Source organism: Rhodopila sp. (assembly GCF_035548235.1).
Lineage (GTDB): Bacteria > Pseudomonadota > Alphaproteobacteria > Acetobacterales > Acetobacteraceae > Rhodopila.
In genome coordinates this window covers 1-3,329 of record NZ_DASZTJ010000125.1, presented here as the reverse complement: position 1 = coordinate 3,329, position 3,329 = coordinate 1, and the positions used below count along the sequence as shown (strand labels likewise).

The 3,329-nt window shown below is 70.0% G+C and carries 5 protein-coding genes; 1 reads left to right on the top strand and 4 read right to left on the bottom strand.

Annotated elements, in window-relative coordinates; all coding sequences use genetic code 11:
- The 3 genes from VHB27_RS10875 to VHB27_RS10865 form a co-directional block, all read right to left on the bottom strand.
- Positions 1-939: amidase family protein (locus tag VHB27_RS10875; RefSeq protein WP_325600190.1), on the bottom strand; the 939-nt coding region annotated here is incomplete at its 3' end.
- A 62-nt stretch (positions 940-1,001) separates the two neighbouring features.
- Positions 1,002-1,277 (bottom strand): DUF2442 domain-containing protein, encoded by a 276-nt coding sequence (locus VHB27_RS10870; protein WP_325600187.1) that lies wholly within the window; start codon positions 1,275-1,277, stop codon positions 1,002-1,004.
- Positions 1,278-1,305: 28 nt separating this feature from the next.
- Positions 1,306-2,097, bottom strand: a complete 792-nt coding sequence (locus tag VHB27_RS10865; protein WP_325600185.1) for a glucose 1-dehydrogenase — start codon at positions 2,095-2,097, stop codon at positions 1,306-1,308.
- Positions 2,098-2,186: 89 nt separating this feature from the next.
- Here VHB27_RS10865 and VHB27_RS10860 point away from each other — a divergent pair, with 89 nt between their 5' ends.
- Positions 2,187-2,969, top strand: coding sequence for an SDR family NAD(P)-dependent oxidoreductase (locus VHB27_RS10860; RefSeq protein ID WP_325600183.1), 783 nt, complete (start codon positions 2,187-2,189; stop codon positions 2,967-2,969).
- Between the two features lie 31 nt (positions 2,970-3,000).
- Here the strand turns inward: VHB27_RS10860 and VHB27_RS10855 are convergent.
- On the bottom strand, positions 3,001-3,329 hold a 329-nt coding region (locus tag VHB27_RS10855; RefSeq protein WP_413788623.1), incomplete at its 5' end, for a hypothetical protein.

Below are 3,329 nucleotides of genomic sequence, written 5' to 3'. Positions count from 1 at the left end.
GTCCAGCAGTTCCAAGTACAGATGATACGCCCGCGTGACGTCGAACGCCGGGCGGGCCGAGCGGTCGACCGCCACGCCGGCCTTTTCCAGCCGGTCGGCCAGGGCGTGCAGTGCCGCCACGGTCTCGGCGTCCGTCGTCTGTCCCGGCTGTTCGGCCCAGAGCGCGACGCGCAGGTCCTTCAGGCTGGAAAAGCCGGGGGCCGGCAGGTTGTAGGTCATGCCCGTCTCATCCGGGTCGGGCCCGGCGAGCGCGTCCAGCGACACCGACAGGTCGGCGGCGGAGCGCGCGATCGGCCCCAGGACCGAGATGTCGATGCCGGCCGCGGGGCTGGTCTGCGGGTCGGCATAGTTCGCGCACAGGCCGAAGGTCGGCTTGTGGCCGAACACCCCGCAGAAATGCGCCGGCACCCGGATCGAACCGCCGATATCGGTGCCGATCTCCAGCCCCGTCAGCCCGGCCGCCAGCGCCGCGGCCGACCCGCCCGAGGACCCGCCCGGCGTGTGCGCGAGGTTCCAGGGGTTCGAGGTCGCGCCGTAGACCGGGTTGTAGCTCTGCCAGTCGGCCAGGTCGACCGGCACGTTGGTCTTGCCGAAGATGACCGCCCCCGCCGCCTCCAGCCGCCGCAGCGGCAGGGCGGTGACGGCGCAGGGCGTGTCCTTCAGCTCCGCGTGGCCGCGCGTGGTCGGCAGGCCCTGGACGTCGAAGCTCTCCTTCACCGTCATCGGCACGCCGAACAGCGGCGCCGACTTGTCGGCCTGGGAATCGAGCGCCTTGGCCCGCGTCCGCGCCCGCTCGAAGTCGCGGACGACGACCGCGTTGATACGGTTGTCCAGCCGCTCCGTCCGGCCGATGTAGTGATCCAGCAGTTCCAGCGCGCCGATCCTGCCGGTCCGGACCAGGTCGGCCAGTTGCGTGGCGGAAAGGAAAGTCGGGTCCATCTTGCCTTGTCCCGGAAGTGTCGCCGGCAGGCTCGCACCCGGCGGGGAATGGTGCAACGCGGTTATGGGCCGCCGCCATCGGGGCCACCGTTCGGAAAGGCGACCTGGCGGAGGAAGTCGGCCGAGTAGTCGATCTCCTCGGGCCAGGTGACGCCGGCGCCGTCGGGCAGCAGGATCATTGTCCGCACGAAATAGTCGCCCTCGCGCAGCGGCGTGAACCAACCGCCGCGATCGACGATCGGCAGGAAGTCGATGACCGCGCTGGCCCCGTCGGACCAGGTGACCTCGACCGTGTGATCCGGATGCGCCACTGCCGCGGCGATGTCCCACAGCCTCATAGGCCCCGACTCATAGGTCCAGGCTGGCTCATATGCCCAGGCGGGACGCGCGGCCGGCGGTGATCCCGCCGTCGACCACCAGTTCGGACCCGGTCATGTGGCTGGAGAGGTCGGAGGCGAGGAACAGGACGCTGTTGGCCACCTCCTCGGCTTCGCCGGCCTTGCCCAGGGGCACGAGGTTGTGCCCGATCATATGGGGGTTGACCGGGCGGTTGCGGCCCGTGGGCGACCTGTCCGCGGGGAACTTGTTCCAGATCGGCGTGGCGATGACGCCGGGATGCAGCGAGTTCACCCGGATGCCGTCGGCCGCCAGCGCGCATTCCAGCGCGATCGACTTGGCGAACAGCCGGACCGCCCCCTTGCTGGCGCTGTAGCCGGCCAGCCCCGCCGATCCGCGCAGCCCGGCCACCGAGGACATCATGATGATGGAGCCGCCGTTGCCGGCCTTGCGCATCGCCGGGATGCAATGTTTCGCCGCCAGGAAGATCCCGTCGACGTTGATCGCCATCTGCCGCCGCCAGTCCGCCAGCGACATCTCGATCGCCGGCCCCATGATCCCGATCCCGGCATTCGCCACCAGGATGTCGAGCCGCCCCAGGCCCTCGGCCGCCGCGACGACGGCGGGCCAGGCGTCCTCGTCCGTGACGTCGAGGTGCAGGTAGGTCGCGCCGAGCGACTGTGCCAATTCGCCGCCTGCCGCGTCGTCGATGTCCGCCAGCACCAGGCGTGCCCCCTCCCGCGCCAGGACCTTCGCGGTCGCCGCGCCGATCCCCGAGGCGGCGCCGGTGATGACGCCCACCTTGCCATCCAGCAAACCCATCCGTGCATCCCTGTCGTTTCGACCGTCCGGATTAACCGATACCGAAGGACCCGTTAAGCTGTCCCGAAACGAAACGGAGGAGACACGCGATGTTGAGCGGGAAATCCGCGCTGGTCACCGGTTCGCTGGGCGGGATCGGCTTCGCCACGGCCCGAGCGCTGGCCGAACAGGGCTGCGCGATCACGCTGAACGGGATGGGGGACGGGGCGCTGATCGCCGAACGGGTGGCGGAGATCGCGGCGCTGGGGGTGAAGGCCCGCTATCACGGCGCCGACCTGCGCGACCCGGCGCAGATCGGCGACCTGGTGGAGAGCACGCGCCAGGCCCATGGCGGGCCGGACATCGTCGTGAACAACGCGGTGGTGCGCCATTTCGGCGCGGTGGAGAACTTCGCGCCCGAACACTGGAATGAGGCGCTGGCGGTCAACCTTTCGGCGCCGTTCCATATCATCCGGCTGGCGATGCCGGGGATGAAGGCGGCGAACTGGGGACGGATCGTCAACATGGCCTCGATCTACGGGCATTTCGCCACGGTCAATCGGATCGACTACGTGACGACCAAGACCGCGCTCATCGGTCTCACCCGCGCCGTCGCGCTCGAGGTCGCTCGGACCGGCATCACCTGCAACGCGATCTGTCCCGGCACGGTGCTGACGCCGGCGATCGACTGGCGCCTGCGGCAGGAGATGCAGCGCGACGGCACGACGTTCGAGGAAGCGGAGGAAGCGTTCTTGGGCATCCGCCAGCCCTCGCGCCGGTTCGTCAAGGACGGCAACGTCGCCGGTCTGATCGCTTTCCTGTGCGGCCCATATGCGGAGGATATCAACGGGGCCGCGATGCCGATCGACGGGGCGTGGACGGCGGGACGATAGGAACGGATGCAACCAGGGCGCTGCCGTGCGTTCAGGTAGTGGCGGCGGGTCCGGGGCTTTGGCTTTTGAGGCGCTGGATGGCTTCTGGGATGCCGATGCGGTGGGTCTCGGCATAGGCGAGGACCTTGAAGCCTTCCTCGATGGCGGCGGAGACCCTGTCGGCGAAGGGCGCCCGTTCGGTGCCGGGCGGGCGTTGAAGCCTGGTTTCGGGTCGAGGCAGGGAGGCGAGCGCGGGGTGAGGCCGGGGCGTGGGCCGGGACTGGACCTGCCCCGGCGCGGCGTTGGGAGCGGACGGGAGCGGGGCCTGCCCAGCCGGGGGCTGGGAGACAGCTTCAGGCCGGGCCACGGGCTGGGCCATGG